Raw genomic sequence first — 20,285 nt, forward strand, 5'->3', positions numbered from 1 at the left:
GCGCTCACTTTCGCCGAGCGCAGGCAGCCCCACGATCGAAGGAGATCCATGCCCCGCACACACCTCGTCCTCGACGCCGCGTTCACCGTGGGGCCGGTGCGACGTCGCCTGTTCGGCGGGTTCGTCGAACACCTCGGACGCCACGTCTACGACGGCATCCACGAGCCGTCGCACGAGACCGCCGACGAGCACGGCTTCCGCAAGGACGTCGTCGAACTCGTCAAGGAACTCAACGTGTCCGCGATCCGCTACCCCGGCGGCAACTTCGTCTCCGGCTACAAGTGGGAGGACGGCGTCGGCCCGGTCGAGCAGCGCCCCCGCCGACTCGACCTCGCCTGGCACTCGACCGAGACGAACGAGGTCGGCCTGCACGAGTTCCAGCACTGGCTCGACCAGGTCGGTTCGGAGCTCATGCTCGCCGTCAACCTCGGCACGCGCGGCACGCAGGAGGCCATCGAGCTCCTCGAGTACGCGAACATCGACGCCGGCACCGCCCTCAGCGAGTACCGCAAGTCGAACGGTCGCCAGGAGCCCTTCGCCATCAAGATGTGGTGCCTCGGCAACGAGATGGACGGCCCGTGGCAGCTCGGTCACAAGAACGCCGAGGACTACGGCAAGCTCGCCGCCATGACCGCCAAGGCCATGCGGCAGATCCAGCCCGACCTCGAGCTCGTGGCCTGCGGTTCCTCCGGAGCGTCGATGCCGACGTTCGGCGAGTGGGAGCGCACCGTCCTCGAGCACACCTACGACGACGTCGACTACATCTCCGCCCACGCCTACTACGAGGAGGGCGACGACCTCGCCTCCTTCCTCGCCTCCGGCGTGAACATGGACCACTTCATCAAGACCGTCACGACCGCCGCCGACCACGTGCAGGCGCAGAAGAAGTCCGACAAGCGGATCGACATCTCCTTCGACGAGTGGAACGTCTGGTCCATCTCGAAGTGGAACGAGCAGCAGAAGACCTTCGAGCTGCAGGACTGGCCGGTCGCCCCGCGCCTGCTCGAGGACGTCTACACGGTCGCCGACGCCGTCGTCGTCGGTGGCCTGCTCATCTCGCTGCTGCGGCACGCCGACCGCGTCGCCTCGGCCTCGCTCGCGCAGCTCGTCAACGTCATCGGCCCGATCATGACCGAGCCCGGTGGCCCGGCCTGGCGCCAGACGACGTTCTTCCCGTTCTCGCTGACGTCGAAGCTCGCCAACGGCACGTCGCTCCAGGTCAAGGCCTCGGGTGACACGGTCGACGGCGGCAAGTACGGCGAGGTCCCGGTCGTCGACTCGGCCGCCACGGTCTCGGACGACGGTGCCGCGGTGTTCCTCGTGAACCGGCACCCGTCGGAGTCGACCACGGTCACGATCGACCTCGCCGGCCTGTCGGTTGACGGTGACGTCCGTGCCGAGGGTGTCTGGGACGACGACCTGCACGCCGTGAACGACCTGGCGAACACCGAGCGCGTCGGGCTCCGCACGAACGAGTCCGTCCGCCGCGAGGGTGACACCATCACGATCGAGCTCCCGCCGGTCTCCTGGACCGCCGTGTCGATCGGCTGAGACGCCTCGGCGCACGCTGCGGCGGGCGTCGAGTGAGCACAGAGGGCGTCGGACCGCTTCGCGGTGCCGGCGCCTTCTGCCGTGCGGCCGCGGCCGCGGCGCGGGGCGGGGCGGTCGCGACTTCACGGGCTGGGCGACACTTCACGGGGCGGCTGGCGCGTGAGGTGTCGGTGGGCGCGTGAGGTGCGCGACGGCGGACGGGAGGTGCGGTGCGGGCCGGCGCCGCGCCTCCCGTCCGTCGGCGGTGCGGCGCAGTCCGTGCTGCGGAAGCGACACCGTGCCGCGTGCGGCGCGCGTCCGTGTCGCCAGGGCGACAGATGTGCGCCGGAGGTTCGCTGTGACGTGTCGCTTTCGCGACGGCGGACGGGAGGCGCGGTGCGGGCTGGCGCCGCGCCTCCCGTCCGTCGGGCGGTTGCGTCCGCACGCGCGCAGCGACAGTTCACGGAGTGCCGCGCGCGTGAGGTGTCGCCGCGCGCGTGCGCTCGTCAGGCGTGCGGCGGCGGCGTGCAGCGCACAGCGCGGGCCCGCCACGAGATCTCCTCGACGAAGGCGGCCGTGTCGGGGCCGAGCGGATCGTCGGCGGCGTCCTCGATGAGGAGCCCGAGCGCCGGGGCGAGCAGGAACGACGTCGTCGTGGTGCTCCCGAACGCGTCGACGGTGGGGACGGCGACGGTGTCCGCGAGTCCGGCGTGCGCGAGTGCTGCGGCGTAGTCCAGCACGGCGTCCGCGGCCTCGTCGGAGGTCAGGACGGCGGTCAGGCCGTACACGATGTTCTTCATGATCCGAACGCGCCGAGGTGGGGAGATGAGGACCGCAGCGGTGGCTCGTCCTCCGGACACACGGAAGTGGCGCACACCCGGGGCCGGGACAGCAGACCGGCTCCGTGTGCACGGTACGCCCCGCGCGCTGACCGTGTGACGGACGCCGTTGCCGCGGGGTCGGTCAGGCCGGCGGCGGCGCCGTGCTCGCCCGGACCACCAGGCGGACCGGCACGAGGTCGGCCTCGGCGCGGACCGGCTGCCCGTCGATCTGGGCGAGGAGGTTCCGGACCGCCCGGCGCCCGACCTCGTCGAAGGACTGGTGCACGGTGGTCAGCGGCGGCCAGAACGAGTCGGACTCGGGGGAGTCGTCGAAGCCCACCACGCTGAGGGTCTCCGGCACGGGCCGCCCGAGTTCGTGGGCGGCGCGGAGCACCCCGAGGGCCGTCTGGTCGTTCGCGGCGAACACGGCCGTGATCTCGGGGCGGCGGGCGATCTCCTGCCCGGCGCGGTACCCGGACTCGGCGCCCCAGCCGCCGCGGAACACCGGCGGGACGGTGCGCCCGGCGGCCTCGAGCGTGGCCTGCCATGCGGCGAGGCGTCGGGCGGCCGAGTACGACGACTCGGGGCCGGCGACGTGCCAGACGGTGTCGTGCCCGAGGTCGAGCAGGTGCTGCGTGGCCCGGCGGGCGCCGTCGGCCTGGTCGGTGTCGATCGCCGGGTGCTGCGTGGTGCCGGTCGAGTCGACGACGACCATCGGGACGCCGTCGGGCAGGACGACCTCGGCCGTGTCGATGATGTGCGACTCGATGATGATGACGACCCCGTCGACGGCCTGTTCGTGCAGGCGGGAGAAGGCCGAGCGGACGCCTTCCTCGGTGCGTGAGGCCATCGGCAGCAGCGTGATCGTGAAGTCGGCGACACCGGCCGCGTCGGCGATCGCCTCGAGCGTCCGCATGTTGCCGTACGACGCGAGGGTGAACATGATCACGCCGATCGTCCGGAAGCGCCCGGAGCGGAGGGCCCGGGCGGCGCGGTTCGGGCGGTAGCCGAGGTCGTCCATCACACGCTGGACCCGGTCACGGGTGTCCGGCGAGACGTTGTCGAAGCCGCGAGCGACGCGGGACACGGTCTGCATCGAGACCCCGGCGGCCTCGGCCACGGCGGCCATCGAGGGGGACCGGCGCGTGGCGGACAGGTCGGTCGTCACGGGGTCTCCCATCGGTGCGAGTGGACGTCGAGCGCGACGGCCTGCACCGGACGCTAGCGCATGTTGACGTTGCCATGCTATCGTCGCGCCGTTCGATGTTGACGTCAACATCGACGGACCCGAACACAGCACGACAAGGGAGTCACATGAGCACGCTGGAAGCGCGCGCAGCCGGAGCCACCGCCCCGGCCGTGCCACCGCGGCGCCGCGCCAGACCGCGCGGCCGGTACACGGGATGGCTCTTCGTCGGCCCGTTCGTCGTCGTCCTCGTCGCGATGCTCATCGTCCCGATCGGCTACGCGCTCTGGCTCAGCCTCTTCCGCGACCAGCTCATCGGCGGCAACCAGTTCGTCTGGTTCGCCAACTACGTGCAGCTCTTCCAGGACGCGAAGTTCTGGTCGGGCCTCGGCCGGGTCGCGGTATTCCTCGTCGTGCAGGTCCCGATCATGCTCGGCCTCGCGCTCGTCGCCGCCCTCGCGCTCGACAGTGCCCGGCTCTGGGGAACGAGCTTCTTCCGCATCGCGGTGTTCCTGCCCTACGCGGTCCCCGGTGTCGTCGCCGCGCTGATCTGGGGCTTCATCTACGGCAACCAGTTCGGCCTCACCGGTACCGCGAACCACGCGCTCGGCATCGACCTGCTGCAGCCGTTCAGCCCGGACTGGGTCCTCACGTCGATCGGCAACGTGGTCACGTGGGAGTTCCTCGGCTACAACATGCTCATCTTCTACGCCGCGCTCCGCACCGTGCCCGGCGAGCTGTACGAGGCGGCCGAGCTCGACGGTGCCGGCCCGATGCGCACGGTCTTCTCGATCAAGCTCCCGGCCCTGCGCGGCCCGATGGTCATCGCCACGATCTTCTCGATCATCGGCAGCTTCCAGCTCTTCAACGAGCCGAACCTGCTCAAGACGCTCGCCCCGAACGTCATCGGCAGTGCCTTCACGCCGAACATGTACGCCTACTCGCTGTCCTTCAGCGGCCAGCAGTTCAACTACTCCGCCACCGTCGCGATCGTCATGGGCGTGATCACCGCGGTGATCGCCTACGTCGTCCAGGTCCGCGGCACCCGCGAGGAGAACCGATGAGCACCCTGCAGCACCCGGCGACCGGCGCGTCCGGCCCGGCCACCGTCACCGAGGCGACCACGACGCTGCGCGACCCGCAGGCCCGGTCGAGCCGCGCCTCCAGGCGTGCCGAGCGGAAGGCCGAGCAGCACGTCGACGGACGCAAGCCGAAGCGTTCCGGCCTGCTCACGGCCGTGATGATCGTCTTCGTCGTCTACTCGTTCGCGCCGCTGTTCTACCTGCTCGTGAACAGCACGAAGACGCAGGCCTCGCTCCTGTCGACCTTCGGCCTGTGGTTCGGCGGGAAGTTCAACCTCTGGCAGAACATCGTCGACACGCTGACGTACAACGACGGCATCTTCGTGCAGTGGCTCGGGAACACGCTGCTCTACGTGGTCGTCGGCGCCGGTGGCGCGACCCTCCTCGCCACGATCGCCGGCTACGGCATGGCGAAGTTCCAGTTCCCCGGCCGCCGTGCGGTCTTCGCCGTCGTCCTCGGAGCGATCGCCGTCCCCGGCACCGCCCTCGCCGTCCCGACCTTCCTGCTCTTCTCGCAGTTCGGCCTGACGAACACCCCGTGGGCGATCATCCTGCCGTCGCTCATCAGCCCCTTCGGCATGTACCTGATCTGGACCTACGCGGTGGACGCGATCCCCGCCGAACTCCTCGAGGCCGCCCGCATGGACGGCGCCGGCGAGTTCCGGATCTTCTTCACCATCGCGCTCCGCCTGCTCGCACCCGGTGTCGTCACGGTCCTGCTCTTCGCGGTCGTGGCCACCTGGAACAACTACTTCTTGCCGCTCATCATGCTGAGCGACCCGAAGTGGTACCCGCTGACGGTCGGCCTCAACCAGTGGAACGCGCAGGCCACCGGGTCCGGTGCCGAGCCGATCTACAACCTCGTCGTCACGGGATCGCTCCTCACGATCATCCCGATCGTGGTCGCGTTCCTCTTCCTCCAGCGCTTCTGGCAGTCCGGCCTCGCGGCCGGGTCCGTCAAGGCCTGATCCGTCGGACGGGAGGCACGCAGCGGCCCCGCCACGCGCCTCCTGCCCGACACACAGCAGCTCCACCCCCTCTCCACGAAGAAGTGAAAGGCACCTCCATGAACAAGCGTCTCCGGCGCGGCCTCAGCGCCGTCGCCATCGGCGTCACCGCAGCCGTCGCCCTCGCCGCCTGCGCCTCCGGCGGCTCCTCGTCCGGCGGTTCGTCCGACGACATCTCGAAGGCCCTCAAGGACGGCGGCACGCTGACCTACTGGTCGTGGACCCCGTCCGCGAAGGACCAGGTCGCCGCGTTCGAGAAGGCCTACCCCAAGGTGAAGGTCAAGCTCGTCAACGCCGGCACCGGCGCCGACCAGTACACGAAGCTCCAGAACACGATCAAGGCCGGCTCGGGTGCCCCCGACGTCGCCCAGGTCGAGTACTACGCGCTCCCGCAGTTCGCGCTGTCCGACTCGCTGCTCGACCTGTCCTCGTACGGGTTCGGCGACCTGAAGGACAAGTTCGCGACGAGCACGTGGAACTCGGTGGACATGGACGGCAAGATCTACGGTCTGCCCCAGGACTCCGGCCCCATGGCGCTGTTCTACAACAAGAAGGTCTTCGACAAGTACGGCATCGCCGTGCCGAAGACGTGGGACGAGTACGTCGCAGCGGCCAAGAAGCTGCACGAGGCCGACCCGGACGCGTACATCGCAGCGGACTCCGGCGACGCGGGGTTCACCACGAGCATGATCGCCCAGGCCGGCGGCACGCCCTTCACCACGAAGGGCGACAAGGTCACGATCAACCTCGAGGACGCCGGCACGAAGAAGTGGACCAAGACCTGGGACCAGCTCGTCGAGCAGGGTCTGCTGTCGAAGACCGTCGGCTGGAGCGACGACTGGTACAAGCAGCTCGGCAACGGCCAGATCGCCACGCTCATCACCGGCGCCTGGATGCCCGGCAACCTCGAGGCGAGCGTCGCCGACGCCAGCGGTGACTGGCGCGTCGCGCCGATGCCGACCTACGACGGCGGCACCGCGCAGACCGCGAACAACGGCGGCAGCGCCGAGGCGGTCATGAAGCAGTCCAAGAACCCGGCCCTCGCGGCGGGCTTCCTCAAGTGGCTGAACTCCTCGAAGGAGTCGACCGGGATCTTCATGAAGTCCGGTGGGTTCCCGTCGACCACCGCCGACCTCGAGTCCTCGGCGTTCCTCGACGAGAAGCCGGAGTACTTCGGCGGCCAGCAGATCAACAAGGTGCTCGTCGACGCGTCGAAGTCGTCCGACAACGACTTCACCTACCTGCCCTACCAGGTGTACGCGAACAGCGTGTACGCGGACACCGTCGGCCAGTCGTACGAGAACGGCACCTCGCTCGAGAGCGGTCTCGCCGCCTGGCAGAAGGCCCTCGCGAAGTACGGCAAGGACCAGGGCTTCACGGTCTCGTCCAAGTAGTCACCACACCAGTTCGACCCGGGGCCGTGCGGAACCTTCCGCACGGCCCCGTCTCCTGAAAGAGTTCCCCCATGCGCTTCGCCATCGGCGACACCGACTTCCTGCTCGACGGCGAGCCGCACCGGATCCTGTCCGGCGCGATCCACTACTTCCGCGTGCACCCCGACCTGTGGGCGGACCGGATCCGCAAGGCGAAGCTGATGGGGCTCAACACCATCGAGACGTACGTCGCCTGGAACGCGCACGCGCCGTCGCCTTCTTCGTTCAGTTTCGAGGACGGTCTCGACCTCGGCCGCTTCCTGGACCTCGTCGCCGCCGAAGGCATGCACGCCATCGTCCGACCAGGCCCCTACATCTGCGCCGAGTGGACGAACGGCGGCCTGCCGTACTGGCTCTTCGCCGACGGCACCGTCGGGGTCCGCCGTGACGAGCCGGGGTTCCTCGCCGCCGTGCAGGGGTACTTGGAGCGTCTCGCGCCGGTGCTGGTCCCGAGGCAGATCGACCACGGCGGCCCGATCGTGCTCGTGCAGGTCGAGAACGAGTACGGCGCCTACGGCTCCGACCCCGTGTACCTGCGGAAGCTCGAGGCGATGCACCGCGCGATCGGGCTCACCGTTCCCTTCACGAGCGTCGACCAGCCGATGGGCACGATGCTCGAGGACGGTTCGCTGCCCTCGCTGCACAAGACCGGTTCGTTCGGCTCGCGTTCCGTCGAGCGGCTCGAGCGACTCCGACAGGCCCAGCCGACCGGCCCCCTGATGTGCTCGGAGTTCTGGGACGGCTGGTTCGACAGCTGGGGCGAGCACCACCACACCACGCCGGCCGCTGCTTCGGCATCGGACCTCGACGACCTGCTGGCCGCGGGCGGCTCCGTCAACATCTACATGTTCCACGGCGGCACGAACTTCGGCTTCACGAACGGCGCGAACGACAAGGGTGTGTACCGCCCGATCGCGACGTCGTACGACTACGACGCCCCGCTCGACGAGGCCGGCCGTCCGACGGAGAAGTTCCACGCCTTCCGCTCGGTCATCGAGCGCTACGCGCCTGTGCCGCCGCTGCCCGCTGCGATGCAGCCCGGTGGGTCGGGTCGGCTCGGGTCCGTCGGTCCCGTCGGGTCGGCTCCGGGCCAGGAGGCGCGGCTCGCCCCCGCCTCGGACGTCGCCGTCCGCCTCGACCGCGTCACACCCCTGCGCGCCCTGCTGCCGTCCCTCACGTCGTGGTCCGCGCACGACACCCCGCCGACGTTCGACGCCCTCGGCGCTGCGAGCGGCTTCGTGTTGTACCGGACCGAGGTGGACCTGCCGTCCGGCGGCGTGCTCACCGTCGGCGAGGAGGTCCGCGACCGCGCCGTCGTCTCCGTGGACGGGATCGTCGTCGGGGTCCTCGAGCGGGAGCACCACGACCGCGCCATCGCCCTGCCCCCGGTCACCGGCACGCTCGAGCTCCTCGTCGAGGACCAGGGCCGCGTCGACTACGGCCCACGCATCGGCGAGCCGAAGGGCCTGATCGGCGGGATCGCCGTCGACGGAGTCCCGCTCGCCCGCTGGACCGCGTCGCCCCTGGCCCTCGACCCGATGCCCGAGGCCGCGCTGACGATCCTCGCCGACGCCCTGCCCACCGACGGCGACGTGCTGGCCGGACCGGTGTTCGCCACGGGGTCGTTCGACCTCGCCGAGGCAGGGGACCGCTACCTCGCCCTCGACGGGTTCCGGAAGGGCGTCGCCTGGGTGAACGGGTTCTGCCTCGGCCGGTACTGGTCCCGCGGGCCGCAGCGCACCCTGGCCGTCCCCGGACCGGTGCTCCGCGCCGGGAGGAACGACGTCATCGTCCTCGAACTGCACGCCGCCGCGTCCCGGTCGGTGTGCCTGCGGGTCGAGCCGGACCTCGGGCACACGGAGGGCTGACGGGGTTAGGCTTCGCTGGAGTCCGAGCAGCCGAGGGGGATGCGATGGTGCGGGTGTTGCAGTGGGTGTGGCGCGTGGTCGTCTCCGTGCTCCACGTCCTGGCGGGGGTGCTCACCTCGTTCGGTTCCGGCGGGATCGTCGGTGCGGGAGCGCCGCCGACCCCGACCCCGAACAAGCCCGACGACTACCGCCCCTGACCGTTCCGGGAGTCAGACTGCTCGAGCTCCGGCCCACGCCCGCACCTCGAGCAGCGCCGCACGTCGCCACCGCCACAGTGGGGCGAACTTGGTGCCGTCGTCCTCCCTCGCCTGCGTGAGCATCCAGATCTGCCGCCGGTGTTCCGTGCCGCTGTCATCACGCCACTCGACGAACGCATCGTCGAGCACCGTGGTGATGCCGTCGCGCGGCGCCGACCAGCTGACGAGGAAGCCGTGGTACCGCAGCGTGTCTCCGCACAGTTGGACGCCGAGCCGCGGGAGCCGGACCAACACCCAGGTAGCGATCGCAGCGAACACGACACCCAGGACGAAGACGAAGACCCGGGCTGACGCGCCCGGTGAGAAGGCGACCGAAGCAACCGCGACACCCGTCCCGATGCCGACGGGACCGAAGACGATGATGTTGAGCACGCGGTCGAGTCGCGGCGGCCGGATGGTCTTCACGGCAGCGGCCGGCTCGAGGCGTCGGGCGAATCGGTGTCGAGGGCGTCGAGGTCGTGCAGTGCTCGCCGGGCGTCGGCGATCCGGTCGGCCTCGGGGCGGGTCCACCACTCGGGCCCGCGTTCGCCGAGCCCGTGCTTCGCCAGGCCGTTGCGGTGCCGTGCTGCGGCGAGGGCGTCCTCGTCGCCGGAGCGCTTGGCCTGCTTGACGGCGTTGCGGCCCCGACCGAGGTGCGACCGGAGGGCTGCGGCGACGTCCTCGGGGAGTGCCGGGTCGGTCCGTCGCCACCGCCGACCGTCGACCACGAAGAAGTGGTCGTCGGGCGTCGCGGTCATGCACCCGAGTCTCGCAGCGGATACCGGGTTCGTCCGGAGGGATGACCGTTCTGGTTCGTTGAGTCCGGGGATCGCGAACCAGGACGGTCACCGCGCGGATCCGGTGCACGGTGTCAGGGGTGGGCGGTAGAACGGCGGTGATGCCCGAACCCCGAACCCGCGCCCTGCTCGACGTCCGCCGGATCTACGCCGAGCCGGCAGCCCTCGAGCTCCAGCGCGGGCAGGAGGTCGTCGGGCAGTGGCCCGACGCCGAGATCGTCCCCGTCGAGTCGCACTGGAACATCCCCGAGGTGCACGGCGACGAGCGGAACGTCCAGCGGTGGGTGCGCATCAAGACCGAGGCGCTCGTCCTCGGCGTGAAGAAGTCGCTCGTGACCCGGCCGAACGGGCGCTCCGCGGACTTCATCGCCCCGTCGACGGCGAACGGCTGCGCCATGGCGTGCGCCTACTGCTACGTCCCGCGGCGCAAGGGCTACAGCAACCCAGTGACGGTCTTCGCGAACATCGACCAGATCACGAAGCACGTCGCCCGCAACATCACGAAGCAGGGGCCGAAGACCGAGCCGAACCAGTGCGACCCGCACGCGTGGGTCTACGACATCGGCGAGAACAGCGACTGCTCGGTGGACGCGATGCTCAGCGACAACGTGCGGGACCTCTGCGACCTGTTCCGGATGTCACCGACGGCCAAGGCCTCCTTCGCGACGAAGTACGTCAACCGCGACCTGCTCGACTGGGACCCGATGGGGCGCACGCGCATCCGGTTCTCGCTCATGCCGCACGAGACCGCGAAGGTCACCGACATCCGCACCAGCCCGATCGCCGAGCGGATCGCCGCGGCGAACGACTTCGTCGACGCCGGGTACGAGGTCCACCTCAACTTCTCGCCCGTCATCCTGACCCCGACGTGGGAGTCCGACTGGGCCGACCTCCTGCGTCAGGTGGACGACGTCCTGTCCCCGGCGGCGAAGGCGCAGCTCGCGGCCGAGGTCATCTTCCTCATCCACAACGAGCCCCTGCACGAGGTCAACCTCGGCTGGCACCCGAAGGCCGAGGACCTGCTGTGGCGCCCGGACCTGCAGGAGCAGAAGGTGTCGCAGAACGGTGCGGTCAACGTCCGCTACCGCTCCGGGATGAAGGGGCAGCTGGTCGAGCGGTTCCGGGAACTCGTCGCGGAGCAGCTGCCGAGCTGCCGCATCCGCTACGCCTTCTGAGACGACGAACGCCCGCGCCGTCGGGCGCGGGCGTTGCGTGGTGCGACGGGCTCAGTGACCGTCGAGGTTGTCCTTCGCCTTCTCGGTCTCGAGACGGCCCTCGCCCATGACCTGGTCCTTCTGGCCCTGGTGCTTGAGCTCGTCGTCGTCGGTGTGCTTGCCGACCGCTTCCTCGACCTTGCCGACGACCTTCTGGGTGACGTCCTTCGCCTTGTCTCCGAGCGACATGGTGTCTTCCTTCCTCCGGGGACCGCCGAGGGTCCTCGGGGCCTGTGTCATGAACACAACCAGGGGCAGCAGCGCGGCTCGCGGCCGGGCCGCAGGTTCGTGTCCCCCGATTGCTTCTACCGGGGTACGGATCAGGGGATCAGTCGGTCGGCCCGGTAGCGGTCGAAGAGCTCGGCGAAGGCGCGCTCGGTGCGACGGAAGGCGGTGAACCCAGCGTCGCGGCTCTTGCCCATGTCGGTGACGACCTCCATCGCGCGACCGAGGTCGGCGTCAGTGTGCCACCACGAGGCGAGCCGGGCGATGTCGGGTTCGACGAGGCCGTGGCGCTCCGCGATGTCGGCCCACGCGGCCTCGTGCGGCGCCATCTGCTCCTCGAGCGGACGCGTCGCATCCTCGTACCCCACGACCCGCGCCGGGTCGACACCGAGGTGGGCGGCGAGCCGGGGCCACATCCAGCGCCAGCGGAACACGTCGCCGTTCACGATGTTGAACGCCTCGTCGGCGCCCTCGGGCGTGGTCGACGCCCAGACCATGTGCTCGGCCAGGATGCCCGCGTCGGTCATGTCGGTGAGGCCGTTCCACTGCGCCTCGCTGCCCGGGAACACGAAGTCCAGACCGAGCTCCTTCGCCAGGGTCGCCTGCACCGCGATCGTCAGCCCCATGTTCATCGCGTTGCCCACCGCGTGGCCGATCACCGTGTGCGAGCGGTGCACCGACCAGGTGAAGCCCTGGCGGTCGGCGGCGGCGAAGAGCTCGTCCTCCTGGGCGTAGTAGAAGTTCGGGGTGTCGAGGCGCGGTTCTTCCTCGTGGAACGGGGTGTCGGGCATCTCGCCGGCGGCGTACGCCTCGAACGGGCCGAGGTAGTGCTTCAGCCCGGTGACGAGGGCGACGTGCTCGAGCGGCGCGTGGGCGAGGGCGGCGAGGAGGTCGCGCACCATGCCGCCGTTCACGCGGATGTTCTCGGCCTCGGTGTCCTGCCGCTGCCACGCGGTGAAGAAGACGTGGGTCGGGCGCTCGTCGGCGAGGGCGGTGCCCAGTGAGTCCGGGTCCCGCAGGTCCGCGGCCACGGTGCGGACACCGTCGCGGGCGAGGGGCCGGCGGGAGAGCGCGATCACCTCCCACCCGAGGTCGAGCAGGTGCGAGACGAGCGCCGATCCGGTGATGCCGCTGGCACCCACCACGAGGGCTCGGAGACGGTCGGGGGACTGTGCGGCGGTGTCGTCGAGGGTCATCCCGGTGCTCAACACGTGTCGTGCTGCGCTTGTTCCCGGACGAGCAACTGACGCCGCGATTCGAGGCGACCGGCCACGGTGATGAACACCGCGACGGCGAAGAGGCCGACCATCAAGGACCATCCAGCCGTCCCGTTGGTCATCGCGACCGAACCGGAGAGCCCGACCAGACTGAGGAACACCCCGACGAGCACCGGGACGGCGGCACGCGACGAGCGGCGCTGCCAGTCGATCATGCTCCGGACGAGTCCCGCGTACGGTTCCGTGACGGTGCCCGGTCGCCGCAACTGCCGTCGGAGTTCGCGACGTTGCGCCGGGGTGAGGACCGCGAGCGGCCGCTCGGGAGCGGTGAGGAAGAACGGCAGCAAGGCCCCCGTCCGGCGGGCACGAATCCACACGGTGACGGTGAGCACTGCACCGATCGCTGCGATGATCGTCCAGACGAGTTCCGCGGGCCGGGTGATCCCGACGGCGCCGAGTGCGGTCCACAACACGGAGAGTCCGGCGAGGGCGGCCTGTTGCGAGATGCCGATGACGGTGCCGCCGATGGCAGCGAGGTGATCGGCGCGGCGGGTGGCCGTGATGAGGCGGTCGTCCATGTCAGCGCGGTCGGCGGATACGGATCGGGCCCTTGGCGGTGGACGGGTCGACGACGCTGCCGTGCTGGGTGATCTCGACCTCGCCTCTGGACATCATCCGCCGCGCCGCACGCCGGGCGGGTTCCATCAGGTCACGCCAGCCGTCGGGGTCGAGGGCCCGGGCGGCGTCGGACGGGCAGATGCTGGACGTGCGGGCCCGTGCGGCGAGGAGTTCGTCGATGCGCTGTTCGAGCGCGAGGTCGGTCTCGTCCACGCCGTGCTTCCGGCACGCGGCCGAGCAGTACTTCGCATCCGGGGCGGCGGAACCGGGCATCCGGCGGCCGCACGAGGCACACGTCCGATCGGCGTGCTCCGCCTCGTTCGCGGCGGCGTCCGCCTCGGTCCTGATCGCTCGTCCCATGCGACCATCCTGTCCCCGCTGTCCGGTCTCGCACCCAGCCCAGGCACGGCTGGCAGCATCGGGTCGGTGAACACCGACACCGCACCCGAGCGTCCCGCCGAGCCCGCCTGGGTCGAGCACGTCATGTGGTGGCACGTCTACCCGCTCGGGTTCGTCGGTGCCGACGTCCGGCCGGACACCCCCGTGGACGAACGCCCCGTCGACCACCGGCTCGGCCGCATCGAGCCCTGGCTCGACCACGTCGTGGACCTCGGGCTGAACGGGCTGCTGCTCGGTCCGGTCTTCACGAGCTCGACGCACGGCTACGACACGGTCGACCACTTCCGGATCGACCCGCGGCTCGGTGACGACGACGACTTCGACCGGCTCGTCACGGCCGCGCACGACCGGGGGATCCGGGTCCTGCTCGACGGGGTTTTCAACCACGTCGGACGGGAGCACCCGGCCTTCCGCGCCGTCGAGGAGCAGGGCCCGGACGCACCGACGGCGGATCTGTTCGCGATCGACTGGGCAGGCTGGTCGCCCGGCGACGACGTGCCGGTGGGACTGTTCGAAGGGCACGACATCCTCGTCGCGCTCGACCACGGCAGCCGGGCCACCGAGGACCTCGTCGTCGAGGTGATGACGCACTGGCTCGCACGGGGCGTCGACGGCTGGCGACTCGACGCGGCCTACGCGGTACCGACGGCGTTCTGGGCACGGGTGCTGCCGCGCGTCCGGGAGCGCTTCCCGGACGCCTGGTTCACGGGCGAGGTCATCCACGGCGACACGGCTGCGTTCGTCCGCGCCTCGACGGTCGACTCCACCACGCAGTACGAGCTCTGGCAGGGCATCTGGCACGGCATCGCCGACCGGAACTGCTTCGAGCTCGCCCACGCCGTCGAACGGCACGACGAACTGCTGGCCGCACAGGCACCGAGCACGTTCGTCGGCAACCACGACGTGACGCGCATCGCGAGCGCCGTGGGGGAGCGGTTCGCCGGGCACACCGCCGCCGTCCTCTTCACCGTCGCCGGGACCCCGAACGTCTGGGCCGGTGACGAGTACGGCTGGACGGGGGTGAAGGAGGAGCGCGTCGGCGGGGACGATGCCGTCCGCCCGGAGTTCCCGGCCGCTCCGCCCGAGTCCGTGGCGCTCACGCACGCGTACGCGGCGCTCATCGCCCTCCGTCGCCGTGAGCCCTGGCTGCACCGCGCCCACACCGACGTCGTCCACCTGACGAACACCGCGATCGTGCTGCGGACCGCGACCGCGGAGCGGGCGGTGGTGACCGCCCTGAACCTGTCGCCCGATCCCGTCGACCTGCCCACAGCGGGTGCGACGCGCGTCGAGGCGGGCGGAGCCGACCTCGGGGACGGGACCCTGCGCCTCCAGGCCGCCGCCTGGGCCGTGCTCTCCGGATCGTGAGCAGAAATGGTCGGGTCCCCGGACAGGACCCGACCAATTCTGCACACGAAGCGAACGCGCGCCCGCGCTACTTGCGCGCGGACGCCGCCCGGCGCTTGTTGAACACGTCGAACGCGACGGCGGCGAGCAGCACCAGGCCCTTGATGAGCGACTGGTACTCGGTCCCGATGCCGAGGATCGACATGCCGTTGTTCAGGATGCCGATGATGAGACCACCGACGATCGCTCCCGGCACGGTCCCGATGCCACCGGTGACGGCCGCGCCGCCGATGAACACCGCGGCGATGGCGTCGAGCTCGAAGCCGTTGCCGGCACCCGGAGCCGCGAGGTTGAGCTGGCCGGTGAACACCACGCCGGCCAGGGCCGAGATGACGCCCATGTTGACGAAGAGCAGGAACGTGACCCGCTTCGTCTTCACACCGGAGAGCTGGGCGGCGAGGGCGTTCCCGCCGATCGCGTAGATGTGACGGCCGAACACCGCGCTCCGCATGACGACCGAGTAGATCACCACGAGGGCGCCGAGCACGACGAGCACGATCGGGGTGCCGTTGTAGCTCGCGAGCAGGAGTGCCACGTAGATGACGAGCGCGACCGTGAAGGCGAGCTTCGTGATGAACCAGGCGAACGGTTCGCTCTCGAGCTGGTACTTGCGGCGCGTCGCCCGGCCGCGGAAGGCCGTGATCACGAGGACGATCGCGGCCGCGAAGCCGAGGATCATCGTGAGCGGCTCGTACCCGGTGGTGCCGAACGACGGCAGGAAGCCGGAGCCGAGGGAGCGGAAGCCCTCCGGGAACGGCGAGATCTGCTGGTTGTGCAGGACGATCTGCGCGGCACCGCGGAACGCGAGCATGCCCGCGAGCGTGACGATGAACGCCGGGATCCCGAAGTAGGCGATCCAGAACCCCTGCCAGGCACCGACGAGGGCGCCGACCACCAGGCAGAGCACGACCGCGATCGGCCAGGGCAGGCCCCACTGCGTGATCATGACACCGGCCATGGCGCCGGTGAAGGCCACGACCGAGCCGACCGAGAGGTCGATGTGCCCGGCGATGATGACCATCACCATGCCGATGGCGAGGATGAGGATGTAGCTGTTCTGGACGATCAGGTTCGAGACGTTGATCGGGGCGAGGGTGATGCCGTTCGTCGTCACCTGGAAGAAGATGACGATGACGATCAGCGCGATGAACAGGCCGATCTGTCGGAGCTGCCCGGTGAGGTAGCCGGCGGCGGACTTAAGCGCGTTCATTGACAGGGGTCTCCCGTTCCTGGGTCATGTACTGCATGAGGGCCTCGGGCGTGGCCTCGGAGCGGGGCACGTCGGCGGTGATCGTGCCCTCGGAGAGCGTGTAGATGCGGTCGCAGATGCCGAGGAGCTCGGGGAGCTCGGAGGAGATCACGATGATCCCCTTCCCCTGGTCCGCGAGCTGGTTGATGATCGTGTAGATCTCGTACTTCGCGCCGACGTCGATGCCCCGCGTGGGCTCGTCGAGGATGAGCACGTCGGGGTCGGCGTACATCCACTTCGACAGGACGACCTTCTGCTGGTTGCCGCCGGAGAGCTTCCCGGTGACGACGTCGACGTTCGGTGCCTTGATGTTGAGGCTCCGGAGGAACTGCCCGGCGACGGTGGTCTCCTCGGACGCGTTGACGAAGCCCCAGTTCGCGAGCTTCCCGAGCGCCGACCCGGAGATGTTCCGCTTGATGTCGTCGATGAGGTTGAGTCCGTAGCGCTTCCGGTCCTCGGTGACGTAGGCGATGCCGTTGTCGATCGCCTGCGACACCGTGTGGGTCTTGATCGGGACGCCGCGCTTGTACACGGTGCCGCTGATCCCGGTGCCGTAGGACTGGCCGAACACGCTCATCGCGAGCTCGGTCCGTCCGGCACCCATGAGCCCGGCGATGCCGACGACCTCGCCCGCGCGGACGGAGAGGTTCGCCTGGTGGATGATCTCGCGCGAGGCGTCGAGCTGGTGGTGGACGGTCCAGTCCTCGATGCGGAGGAGCTCCTCGCCGATCTGCGGGTCCTCGCGCTCCGGGTACCGGTTCGACAGGTCGCGACCGACCATGCCGCGGATGATCCGGTCCTCGGAGACGTCGTCGGCGTGCATGTCGAGCGTCTCGATGGTCTTGCCGTCGCGGATGATCGTGACCTTGTCCGCGATCGCCTTGATCTCGTTGAGCTTGTGACTGATGATGATCGCCGTCATCCCCTCGGCCTGCAGCGACCGGATGAGGTCGAGCAGGTGCGCCGAGTCGTCGTCGTTCAGCGCTGCCGTCGGCTCGTCGAGGATGAGGAGCTTCACCCGCTTCGACAGGGCCTTCGCGATCTCGACGAGCTGCTGCTTGCCGACGCCGATGTCGACGATCTTCGTGACCGGGTTGTCCTTGAGGCCGACGCGCTGCAGGAGCTCGGCGGCCGCGAGGTTCGTCTTGTTCCAGTCGATGAACCCGGCCTTCGACTGTTCGTTGCCGAGGAAGATGTTCTCGGCGATCGACAGGAACGGGCTGAGCGCGAGCTCCTGGTGGATGATCACGACCCCGGCCGCTTCCGAGCCGTTGATGTCGCCGAACTCCACGGGGGATCCGTCGATGAGGATCTCGCCGTCGAAGGAGCCGTGCGGGTAGACCCCGGACAGCACCTTCATCAGGGTGGACTTGCCGGCGCCGTTCTCGCCGCAGATCGCGTGGACCTGGCCGCGCTCGACCTCGATCGAGACCCCCTGCAGCGCCTTGACCCCGGGGAACGTCTTGGTGATGTCACGCATCTCGAGGATGGTGTCCGCCATGTGGGACCGCCTTTTCGTCGTCCGCGCGTGGGCGCGCGGGTGGTGACGGACTGGAGGCGCGGGGCGGGGTCGACCCGCGCCTCCAGTCCGACAGATGGGTTGCGTCCTACTTGAGGTCGGCCTCGGTGTAGTAGCCCGAGTCGACGAGGACTTCCTTGTAGTTGTCCTTCGTCACGACGGTCGGCTGGAACAGGTAGGTCGGGACGACCTTGACCTTGTTGTCGTAGCTCTTCGTGTCGTTGACCTCGGGCTTCTTGCCGGTGAGCAGGTCCTCGGCCATGGTGACCGACTGCTTGGCGAGCTTGCGCGTGTCCTTGTAGATGGTCGAGTACTGCTGACCGGCGATGATCGACTTCACGCTGGCCTGCTCGGCGTCCTGTCCCGTGATGGTCGGGAGCGGGCGGTCGCTCGAGCCGTACCCGGCGCCCTGCAGCGCCGAGATGATGCCGATCGACATGCCGTCGTACGGCGAGAGCACGCCGTTCAGCGTGGTGCCGCCGGAGTACGACTTCGCGATGAGGTTCTGCATGCGGGCCTTGGCGGTCGCCGGGTCCCACTGCTGCGTCGCGGCCTGGGAGAGCTGGTCCTGGCCGGACTGGATCTTCAGGGTGCCGTCCTCGAGGTACGGCTTGAGGGTCTTCATCGCACCGTCGAAGAAGAAGCCCGCGTTGTTGTCGTCGAGCGAGCCGGCGAAGACCTCGATGTTGAAGGGGCCCTTCTCGCCGGTCTTCTTGCCGTCCGCGTCGAGCACGCCGAGGCCGGTGAGCAGGCTCGTCGCCTGGTCGACGCCGACCTTCTCGTTGTCGAACGACACGTAGTAGTCGACGTTCTTGTTGCCCGTGAGCAGGCGGTCGTAGGAGATCACCTTGATGCCGGCCTTGGCGGCGGCGTCGAGCTGGTCGGAGAGCGCTCCGCCGTCGATCGACGCGATGATGAGGACCTTCGCGCCCTTCGTGATCATGTTGCTGACCTGCTGCGCCTGCTGCTGGACCTTGTTGTCGCCGTACTCGAGGTCGACCTTGTAGCCGGCCTTCTCGAGGTCGCTCTTGACGGCGTTGCCGTCCTTGATCCAGCGTTCCGAGACCTTGGTCGGCATCGCGACGCCCACCAGGGCGCCCTTGTTGTCGCCGCTGCTGCTCCCACCGTCGGTGGACGCGCGTCCGCCGGCGGAGCAGCCGGCGAGTGCGATGGCGATGCCGAGGGCGGCGACGCCCGCGACGATCTTGCGCTTCATCATCGAAGTACCTCTGTTCCTGCGCGTCCACGTCGACGCGCTCGGTGCCGGGGCTGCTGTGCCCCGAGGGATTTGCTCGTGTGAGCGCTCACATACTGGGGGTTCCGTGACGGGGTGTCAACTCACCGTGACCGTTTCGCGATCTTGTCGCGTCGGCCGGACTGCGCGGTACGGTTGGCGACGTGACGACCACGACCGCGCTCGGGGACGCCGGCGGCAAACGTCGCAAGGCACCCACGATCTTCGACGTCGCCGAGCGCGCGGGCGTCTCCCACCAGACCGTCTCGCGGGTGATCAACGGCGACCCGACGGTCCGCGAGCAGTTCCGCGCCCAGGTGTCCGACGCGGTCACCGAACTCGGGTACCGGCCCCGTGCCGCGGCCCGGGCGCTGGCCGGGGGGCGCAGTCGGGCGCTCGGCATCATCACCGCGGGGGACGCGCTGTACGGACCGTCGAGCACCGCCATCGGGTTCGAGCGGGCAGCCCGGTCCGCCGGCTACCACGTCCTGCTCTCCACGCTGCCCGACGACCCGCGCCCCGTCGACCTGTCGAACGCCCTCGTGACGCTGCTCGCCCAGGACGTCGCCGCCATCGTGCTCGTCGCCGCCGACAACCGGGTGCTCGACGCCCTCGCCTCGCTGACCGTCCCGGTCTCGGTGCCCGTCGTCGTCGCGAACGCCGTGCAGCGGGACGCGGCAAGGGCCCCGGTGGTACCGAGCGTCGCGGCGGTCGCGATCGACCAGGCGGCGGGGACCTCGCTCGTGATGGAGCACCTGTTCGCCCGCGGGCACCGCCGGATCGTGCACATCGCCGGCCCTGCGGTCTCGCAGGAGTCCGAGGTCCGCCGGGTGACCTACGAGCGGATCATGCGCGACGCCGGACTCGAACCCGTGGTGCTCGACGGCGACTGGACCCCGGCGAGCGGGTTCGCGGCTGCCCGGACCATCGACGTGCACACGGTCGACGCGGTCTTCGCCGGGAACGACCAGATGGCGCTCGGGGTCCTGCACGCCTTCGCCGACGAGGGACTGCGGGTGCCGGACGACATCGCCGTGGTGGGCTTCGACGACGTTCCCGAGGCGGCGCACTTCACGCCGCCGCTCACCACCGTGCGGCAGGACTTCCGGGCGATGGGGGAGCGGGTGCTCGACACCGTGCGGGCCCTCGTCGAGGGGGAGCCGCGGGACGAGACGTTGCTCGTGCCCGAGCTCGTGGTGCGCCGGAGCGCGTAGGGCGCGGGGCGCGGGGCACGCGGCGCGGG

At 69.8% G+C, this 20,285-nt stretch carries 20 protein-coding genes; 9 read left to right on the forward strand and 11 right to left on the reverse strand.

Annotated features, from left to right (window positions below):
• Positions 1 to 48 precede the first annotated feature (48 nt).
• Positions 49 to 1,551: an alpha-N-arabinofuranosidase gene (locus ACIPEP_RS03305; RefSeq protein WP_070418182.1), complete on the forward strand. Its 1,503-nt coding sequence runs from the start codon at positions 49 to 51 to the stop codon at positions 1,549 to 1,551.
• Positions 1,552 to 2,036: 485 nt separating this feature from the next.
• Here ACIPEP_RS03305 and ACIPEP_RS03310 read toward each other — a convergent pair whose 3' ends face one another.
• Both ACIPEP_RS03310 and ACIPEP_RS03315 read right to left on the reverse strand, forming a co-directional pair.
• Entirely contained in the window at positions 2,037 to 2,330 is a 294-nt protein-coding gene (locus ACIPEP_RS03310) for a hypothetical protein (RefSeq protein WP_071295568.1), read from the reverse strand.
• A 163-nt stretch (positions 2,331 to 2,493) separates the two neighbouring features.
• Complete coding sequence (locus ACIPEP_RS03315) at positions 2,494 to 3,531, reverse strand: LacI family DNA-binding transcriptional regulator (protein WP_402716493.1); 1,038 nt, start codon at positions 3,529 to 3,531, stop codon at positions 2,494 to 2,496.
• A gap of 134 nt (positions 3,532 to 3,665) precedes the next feature.
• Here ACIPEP_RS03315 and ACIPEP_RS03320 point away from each other — a divergent pair, with 134 nt between their 5' ends.
• The 5 genes from ACIPEP_RS03320 (at position 3,666) to ACIPEP_RS03340 (ending at position 9,124) form a co-directional block, all read left to right on the forward strand.
• Positions 3,666 to 4,601, forward strand: coding sequence for a carbohydrate ABC transporter permease (locus tag ACIPEP_RS03320; RefSeq protein WP_070418185.1), 936 nt, complete (start codon positions 3,666 to 3,668; stop codon positions 4,599 to 4,601).
• Positions 4,598 to 5,587: a carbohydrate ABC transporter permease gene (locus ACIPEP_RS03325; RefSeq protein WP_175473685.1), complete on the forward strand. Its 990-nt coding sequence runs from the start codon at positions 4,598 to 4,600 to the stop codon at positions 5,585 to 5,587. The genes ACIPEP_RS03320 and ACIPEP_RS03325 overlap by 4 nt, the downstream gene beginning before the upstream one ends.
• A gap of 98 nt (positions 5,588 to 5,685) precedes the next feature.
• Positions 5,686 to 7,020 (forward strand): sugar ABC transporter substrate-binding protein, encoded by a 1,335-nt coding sequence (locus ACIPEP_RS03330; RefSeq protein ID WP_175496037.1) that lies wholly within the window; start codon positions 5,686 to 5,688, stop codon positions 7,018 to 7,020.
• A 71-nt stretch (positions 7,021 to 7,091) separates the two neighbouring features.
• Entirely contained in the window at positions 7,092 to 8,927 is a 1,836-nt protein-coding gene (locus ACIPEP_RS03335) for a beta-galactosidase family protein (protein WP_402716494.1), read from the forward strand.
• A gap of 44 nt (positions 8,928 to 8,971) precedes the next feature.
• Entirely contained in the window at positions 8,972 to 9,124 is a 153-nt protein-coding gene (locus tag ACIPEP_RS03340) for a hypothetical protein (protein WP_175496038.1), read from the forward strand.
• Between the two features lie 12 nt (positions 9,125 to 9,136).
• On the opposite strand, the gene ACIPEP_RS03345 is transcribed toward ACIPEP_RS03340, so the two are convergent.
• On the reverse strand, positions 9,137 to 9,589 hold the full coding sequence (locus ACIPEP_RS03345; RefSeq protein ID WP_071302764.1) for a hypothetical protein: 453 nt from the start codon (positions 9,587 to 9,589) through the stop codon (positions 9,137 to 9,139).
• Positions 9,586 to 9,921, reverse strand: a complete 336-nt coding sequence (locus ACIPEP_RS03350; protein ID WP_071302763.1) for a biopolymer transporter Tol — start codon at positions 9,919 to 9,921, stop codon at positions 9,586 to 9,588. Before ACIPEP_RS03350 ends, ACIPEP_RS03345 begins: the two co-directional genes overlap by 4 nt.
• 140 nt (positions 9,922 to 10,061) lie before the next feature.
• On the opposite strand from ACIPEP_RS03350, the gene ACIPEP_RS03355 reads away from it, so the two are divergent.
• Positions 10,062 to 11,135 (forward strand): spore photoproduct lyase family protein, encoded by a 1,074-nt coding sequence (locus ACIPEP_RS03355; protein WP_402716495.1) that lies wholly within the window; start codon positions 10,062 to 10,064, stop codon positions 11,133 to 11,135.
• 51 nt (positions 11,136 to 11,186) lie between these two features.
• Here ACIPEP_RS03355 and ACIPEP_RS03360 read toward each other — a convergent pair whose 3' ends face one another.
• From ACIPEP_RS03360 to ACIPEP_RS03375, 4 genes are all read right to left on the reverse strand, one after another.
• Positions 11,187 to 11,363: a CsbD family protein gene (locus ACIPEP_RS03360; protein ID WP_229086017.1), complete on the reverse strand. Its 177-nt coding sequence runs from the start codon at positions 11,361 to 11,363 to the stop codon at positions 11,187 to 11,189.
• A 131-nt stretch (positions 11,364 to 11,494) separates the two neighbouring features.
• Entirely contained in the window at positions 11,495 to 12,595 is a 1,101-nt protein-coding gene (locus ACIPEP_RS03365) for an SDR family oxidoreductase (RefSeq protein ID WP_402716496.1), read from the reverse strand.
• Positions 12,596 to 12,603: 8 nt separating this feature from the next.
• Complete coding sequence (locus ACIPEP_RS03370) at positions 12,604 to 13,194, reverse strand: hypothetical protein (RefSeq protein ID WP_402716497.1); 591 nt, start codon at positions 13,192 to 13,194, stop codon at positions 12,604 to 12,606.
• A 1-nt stretch (position 13,195) separates the two neighbouring features.
• Positions 13,196 to 13,594, reverse strand: coding sequence for a DUF3253 domain-containing protein (locus ACIPEP_RS03375; protein ID WP_070418193.1), 399 nt, complete (start codon positions 13,592 to 13,594; stop codon positions 13,196 to 13,198).
• Between the two features lie 66 nt (positions 13,595 to 13,660).
• Here ACIPEP_RS03375 and ACIPEP_RS03380 point away from each other — a divergent pair, with 66 nt between their 5' ends.
• Positions 13,661 to 15,001, forward strand: a complete 1,341-nt coding sequence (locus ACIPEP_RS03380) for an alpha-amylase family glycosyl hydrolase (protein WP_402716498.1) — start codon at positions 13,661 to 13,663, stop codon at positions 14,999 to 15,001.
• 67 nt (positions 15,002 to 15,068) lie between these two features.
• On the opposite strand, the gene mmsB is transcribed toward ACIPEP_RS03380, so the two are convergent.
• The 3 genes from mmsB to chvE all read right to left on the reverse strand — a co-directional run bounded on the left by mmsB (position 15,069) and on the right by chvE (position 19,027).
• Entirely contained in the window at positions 15,069 to 16,250 is a 1,182-nt protein-coding gene (gene mmsB, locus ACIPEP_RS03385; RefSeq protein ID WP_229086009.1) for a multiple monosaccharide ABC transporter permease, read from the reverse strand.
• Positions 16,237 to 17,790, reverse strand: coding sequence for a multiple monosaccharide ABC transporter ATP-binding protein (gene mmsA, locus ACIPEP_RS03390; RefSeq protein ID WP_070418195.1), 1,554 nt, complete (start codon positions 17,788 to 17,790; stop codon positions 16,237 to 16,239). Before mmsA ends, mmsB begins: the two co-directional genes overlap by 14 nt.
• 106 nt (positions 17,791 to 17,896) lie before the next feature.
• Positions 17,897 to 19,027, reverse strand: a complete 1,131-nt coding sequence (gene chvE / locus ACIPEP_RS03395; protein WP_083295236.1) for a multiple monosaccharide ABC transporter substrate-binding protein — start codon at positions 19,025 to 19,027, stop codon at positions 17,897 to 17,899.
• Positions 19,028 to 19,206: 179 nt separating this feature from the next.
• On the opposite strand from chvE, the gene ACIPEP_RS03400 reads away from it, so the two are divergent.
• Positions 19,207 to 20,256 carry a substrate-binding domain-containing protein gene (locus ACIPEP_RS03400; protein ID WP_402716499.1) on the forward strand — a complete coding sequence of 350 codons (1,050 nt, stop codon included), beginning with the start codon at positions 19,207 to 19,209 and terminating at the stop codon, positions 20,254 to 20,256.
• Positions 20,257 to 20,285 lie beyond the last annotated feature (29 nt).

This window comes from Curtobacterium sp. NPDC087082, from assembly GCF_044745045.1.
In the GTDB taxonomy this organism is placed as follows: domain Bacteria; phylum Actinomycetota; class Actinomycetes; order Actinomycetales; family Microbacteriaceae; genus Curtobacterium.

Excerpts from the sequence above, each read along its gene's own strand:
- ACIPEP_RS03320 (WP_070418185.1), top strand. The coding sequence starts at position 3,666 with ATGAGCACGCTGGAAGCGCGCGCAGCCGGAGCCACCGCCCCGGCCGTG.
- ACIPEP_RS03325 (WP_175473685.1), top strand. The coding sequence starts at position 4,598 with ATGAGCACCCTGCAGCACCCGGCGACCGGCGCGTCCGGCCCGGCCACC.
- ACIPEP_RS03305 (WP_070418182.1), top strand. The coding sequence starts at position 49 with ATGCCCCGCACACACCTCGTCCTCGACGCCGCGTTCACCGTGGGGCCG.
- ACIPEP_RS03350 (WP_071302763.1), bottom strand. The coding sequence starts at position 9,921 with ATGACCGCGACGCCCGACGACCACTTCTTCGTGGTCGACGGTCGGCGG.
- mmsB (WP_229086009.1), bottom strand. The coding sequence starts at position 16,250 with ATGAACGCGCTTAAGTCCGCCGCCGGCTACCTCACCGGGCAGCTCCGA.
- ACIPEP_RS03315 (WP_402716493.1), bottom strand. The coding sequence starts at position 3,531 with ATGGGAGACCCCGTGACGACCGACCTGTCCGCCACGCGCCGGTCCCCC.
- ACIPEP_RS03355 (WP_402716495.1), top strand. The coding sequence starts at position 10,062 with ATGCCCGAACCCCGAACCCGCGCCCTGCTCGACGTCCGCCGGATCTAC.
- chvE (WP_083295236.1), bottom strand. The coding sequence starts at position 19,027 with ATGATGAAGCGCAAGATCGTCGCGGGCGTCGCCGCCCTCGGCATCGCC.
- mmsA (WP_070418195.1), bottom strand. The coding sequence starts at position 17,790 with ATGGCGGACACCATCCTCGAGATGCGTGACATCACCAAGACGTTCCCC.
- ACIPEP_RS03365 (WP_402716496.1), bottom strand. The coding sequence starts at position 12,595 with ATGACCCTCGACGACACCGCCGCACAGTCCCCCGACCGTCTCCGAGCC.
- ACIPEP_RS03375 (WP_070418193.1), bottom strand. The coding sequence starts at position 13,594 with ATGGGACGAGCGATCAGGACCGAGGCGGACGCCGCCGCGAACGAGGCG.
- ACIPEP_RS03330 (WP_175496037.1), top strand. The coding sequence starts at position 5,686 with ATGAACAAGCGTCTCCGGCGCGGCCTCAGCGCCGTCGCCATCGGCGTC.
- ACIPEP_RS03360 (WP_229086017.1), bottom strand. The coding sequence starts at position 11,363 with ATGTCGCTCGGAGACAAGGCGAAGGACGTCACCCAGAAGGTCGTCGGC.
- ACIPEP_RS03335 (WP_402716494.1), top strand. The coding sequence starts at position 7,092 with ATGCGCTTCGCCATCGGCGACACCGACTTCCTGCTCGACGGCGAGCCG.
- ACIPEP_RS03370 (WP_402716497.1), bottom strand. The coding sequence starts at position 13,194 with ATGGACGACCGCCTCATCACGGCCACCCGCCGCGCCGATCACCTCGCT.
- ACIPEP_RS03340 (WP_175496038.1), top strand. The coding sequence starts at position 8,972 with ATGGTGCGGGTGTTGCAGTGGGTGTGGCGCGTGGTCGTCTCCGTGCTC.
- ACIPEP_RS03310 (WP_071295568.1), bottom strand. The coding sequence starts at position 2,330 with ATGAAGAACATCGTGTACGGCCTGACCGCCGTCCTGACCTCCGACGAG.